Origin of the sequence: Bacteroides sp. RTP31139st1_H2_RTP31139_211217 (assembly GCF_040227615.1) — a bacterium.
GTDB classification, from domain to species: Bacteria; Bacteroidota; Bacteroidia; order Bacteroidales; family Bacteroidaceae; genus Bacteroides; species Bacteroides uniformis.
Window position 1 is genome coordinate 7928 of the sequence record NZ_JBCNZM010000092.1, and the last position, 3864, is coordinate 11791.

The 3864-nt window shown below is 48.1% G+C and carries 4 protein-coding genes; 3 read left to right on the forward strand and 1 reads right to left on the reverse strand.

Annotated features, from left to right (window positions below):
* Both ABUA47_RS15195 and ABUA47_RS15200 read left to right on the forward strand, forming a co-directional pair.
* On the forward strand, positions 1 to 1086 hold a 1086-nt coding region (locus tag ABUA47_RS15195), incomplete at its 5' end, for a sugar porter family MFS transporter (RefSeq protein ID WP_349831735.1).
* A 192-nt stretch (positions 1087 to 1278) separates the two neighbouring features.
* Entirely contained in the window at positions 1279 to 2811 is a 1533-nt protein-coding gene (locus ABUA47_RS15200) for a carbon-nitrogen hydrolase family protein (protein WP_005825535.1), read from the forward strand.
* 41 nt (positions 2812 to 2852) lie between these two features.
* Here the strand turns inward: ABUA47_RS15200 and ABUA47_RS15205 are convergent, their stop codons facing one another.
* Positions 2853 to 2981 (reverse strand): hypothetical protein, encoded by a 129-nt coding sequence (locus ABUA47_RS15205; RefSeq protein WP_005837113.1) that lies wholly within the window; start codon positions 2979 to 2981, stop codon positions 2853 to 2855.
* Positions 2982 to 3028: 47 nt separating this feature from the next.
* Here ABUA47_RS15205 and ABUA47_RS15210 point away from each other — a divergent pair, with 47 nt between their 5' ends.
* The gene (locus ABUA47_RS15210; RefSeq protein ID WP_005825533.1) at positions 3029 to 3835 is read left to right on the forward strand and encodes a hypothetical protein; all 807 of its coding nucleotides are present in this window, start codon (positions 3029 to 3031) and stop codon (positions 3833 to 3835) included.
* Positions 3836 to 3864: the final 29 nt, after the last annotated feature.

The following is a 3864-nucleotide window of genomic DNA, read 5'->3' on the forward strand; positions in this document are numbered from 1 at the left end:
GGTTTGGCATCGGCCATCTGCCCGATGTATATTGCGGAAATTGCGCCGAGCAACATTCGCGGGACTCTGGTATCATGGAATCAGTTTGCCATTATCTTCGGCCAGTTGGTGGTTTACTTCGTGAACTTCCTCATTCTGGGCGAGAATTCAAGTCCGGTGATAAAGGCCATTGAAGGAGTCAACCAGATTCTGAATCCCGAAGCGGCAGCATGGACCACAGAGATAGGATGGCGTCTGATGTTTGTCAGTGAGGCTGTTCCTGCAGGAGTCTTTGCGTTGCTCGTACTGTTTGTTCCCGAAACGCCACGCTATCTTGCCATGAGTGGCAAGGATGATAAGGCACTCCAGGTGTTAAGCCGTATCAACGGCTTGGCTCAGGCAAAGGTTATTCTGTCTCAAATCAAAGCCACGGCAGAGGAAAAGACGGAAAAGCTTTTCACTTATGGCTGGATGGTTATCTTTATCGGTATCATGCTGAGTGTATTCCAGCAAGCGGTAGGTATCAACGCCGTACTCTATTTCGCACCGCGTATCTTCGAAACGATGGGAATGGGCAACCCGATGGTTCAAACCGTCATCATGGGTATCATCAATATTCTGTTCACGTTGCTGGCTGTCTTTACAGTCGAGAAATGGGGACGTAAACCGCTGCTCATCTCGGGGTCTATCGGCATGGCGATAGGTGCTTTCGGAGTAGCTCTTTGCAACGTTGTGGCAGGGCTTCCTCCCATGTTGGCTGTTGTCAGCATCATGGTCTACAGTGCTTCGTTCATGTTCAGCTGGGGCCCCATCTGCTGGGTACTGATTGCTGAAATCTTCCCGAATACCATCCGTGGCGCTGCAGTAGCCATTGCCGTAGCCTTCCAATGGATATTCAATTTCATTGTATCTTCCACCTTCGTACCTATGTACAATATGAGTTTGGGAGATATGGGAGACAAGTTCGGGCACATGTTTGCTTATGGCTTATACGGAATCATCTGTGTGGTGGCTGCTCTGTTTGTCTGGAAGCTTGTTCCCGAAACGAAAGGCAAGACACTGGAAGACATGACCAAGCTGTGGAAGAATAGAAGAAACAATAGATAAGACCGTCATTGAAACTGTCCATATAAGACGGGAAAGAGGAGGCCTGATGAATGCCTCCTCTTTTTGTTATCAATTCCGTATCTTTTCCCTTATCCGTTCAAGATGGGAAAGAAAAATCTTCGGAGGGGAAGATAACATGTAAGGATAAACCGTACCTTTGCACTGTTTTTAATCAGGAATAGCAAGAAAGTTATGGATTCAATGAAAATCAATAAGGTGCAGATACGCAATCTGCAGATTGAAGATTATGACCAGTTGGCACAATCGTTTACGCGCGTTTATTCAGACGGAAGCGATGTGTTCTGGACGCACAAACAAATAGAAAAACTGATACGCATCTTCCCCGAGGGACAGATTGTGACGGTGGTTGACGAGAAAATCGTGGGCTGTGCGCTTTCCATCATAGTGAACTACGATGATGTGAAGAACGACCACACTTACGCCCAGGTTACGGGCAAGGAGACTTTTAACACCCACAATCCGAAAGGCAACATACTTTATGGCATCGAAGTCTTTATCCATCCCCAATACCGTGGCCTGCGTCTGGCACGCCGTATGTATGAATACCGCAAGGAACTTTGCGAGACATTGAACCTGAAGGCAATCATGTTTGGCGGACGTATCCCCAACTACTACAAATATGCCGATCAAATCCGCCCCAAGGAGTACATAGATAAGGTGAAGCAAAAGGAAATCTTCGACCCGGTGCTGACCTTTCAGCTCTCTAACGACTTCCACGTGCGCAAGGTGATGCGCAACTACCTTCCCAATGATGAGGAGTCCAAGCACTACGCCTGCCTGCTGCAATGGGACAATATCTACTATCAGGCTCCCACACAAGACTATGTAAACCCCAAAACCACTGTCCGCGTAGGCTTGGTACAATGGCAGATGCGTACCTACAAGACACTGGATGACCTTTTTGAGCAAGTGGAATTTTTTGTGGATGCCGTGAGCGACTACAAGAGTGACTTTGTCCTTTTTCCCGAATACTTCAACGCACCGTTGATGGCAAAATTCAACAACGAGGGCGAGTCGCAGGCTATCCGCGGGCTGGCGGCCTATACCGAGGAAATCAAGGAGCGTTTCGTCAAGCTCGCCATCAGCTATAACATCAACATTATTACGGGCAGTATGCCGCTTATCAAGGAAGACGGGCTGCTATACAACGTAGGATTCCTCTGCCGACGTGACGGAAGTTATGAAATGTACGAAAAGATACATGTCACTCCCGACGAGATAAAGTCCTGGGGACTGAGCGGAGGCAAGTCCATCCAAACTTTCGATACGGACTGTGCTAAGATAGGCGTGCTGATATGCTACGATGTAGAGTTCCCCGAACTGAGCCGCATCATGGCGGACCAAGGCATGCAGATACTCTTTGTTCCTTTCCTTACCGATACGCAGAATGCTTACAGCCGCGTAAAGGTGTGCGCCCATGCTCGTGCCATCGAAAACGAGTGCTTTGTAGTGATAGCCGGCAGTGTAGGCAATCTTCCCCGCGTGCACAACATGGACATCCAGTATGCCCAGTCCGGTGTGTTCACTCCCTGCGACTTCGCTTTCCCCACAGACGGCAAGCGTGCGGAAGCCACTCCGAATACCGAAATGATTCTTGTGTCGGATGTGGATCTGGACTTGCTGAATGAACTGCATACCTACGGCAGTGTACGCAACCTGAAAGACCGGAGAGGCGATTTGTACGAGGTGAAGATGAAAAGATGACTTTCCCGAATGCCACACTCGGTTGCCTCCAATACCACACCTTATTCTCCGAAATGCCACACTTCATCGTCCGGAATGCCATAGGTTTCGGACAACGGAGTGTGGCATTTCAGCTGCTGAAGTGTGGCATCCGGGACGATGAAGTATGGCATTTCGGATGGTAATTCCATAGTTTATCCGTATCTTTACAAAACTTTTATTCTAAAAAACAGAAACAATGGCCAAGAAAGCTCTCTCTGCTCCCGAAATACCTCTCTGCATTAATGTGTTGCGATTACTTAACTACCGTCTGGCTCCCGACGAGCTGATTCTGTTCGACTGGCTTACAGTAAAACAGATTTCTTTTAAATACAAGCCTTTCCATTACTCCCAGGCGCGTGTAGAGGAAGAAACCCGTATCCGCCGTACCCGGCAGGAAGTCATCATTAAGCAATTCTCGGCCTTGGGCTTCTTGAAAACCGACATAAAGGTCAATTCCGTCACCCGTGGACGTGTCCGCTATTACTCCGTGGACTTCAGTGTACTTGCCGACGTGGATGTCCTAGTAGAAATCATCATGCCCCAAACCACGCTCTTCCGTGACTTCATCCTCTACTTTGCCTACCACGCCACTATGCAGAAGAAGAGCAAGGAAGAACAACTGAAGCCTGCCTCCGCCATAAATCACGAGGCTGCCGCCCGAATCTATCAACTGCTGAGCCAAGTCTATGACGAGCGCCGCCAATACTATAATGATGGGGGACTGACCGGAGATGTGAAGCCTGAACGCTCGAAATCTGCCATGCAATTGCAGCATAACAAACCCATAGAACGTAAACTGGCAAAGTTGGCAGACTACTACAACGATAACAGCATCAAAAACGCCTTTCTTGCCTATGTGGACGAAATCCTGACCCAAAAGAAAGAACCCGAAAACCTGATGTATTACTTTCTCTCTTTCGATGAGACATCGGATTGTTTCGGAGTGGTGAATCATTACCTTAATTATTTCACCTTGCATTATAGTTACAGCAGCAACAGTTGAAGTCTATCCGCTGATGATGCTGTTATTAT

Excerpts from the sequence above, each read along its gene's own strand:
- ABUA47_RS15200 (WP_005825535.1), top strand. The coding sequence starts at position 1,279 with ATGGATTCAATGAAAATCAATAAGGTGCAGATACGCAATCTGCAGATT.
- ABUA47_RS15205 (WP_005837113.1), bottom strand. The coding sequence starts at position 2,981 with ATGGAATTACCATCCGAAATGCCATACTTCATCGTCCCGGATGCCACA.
- ABUA47_RS15210 (WP_005825533.1), top strand. The coding sequence starts at position 3,029 with ATGGCCAAGAAAGCTCTCTCTGCTCCCGAAATACCTCTCTGCATTAAT.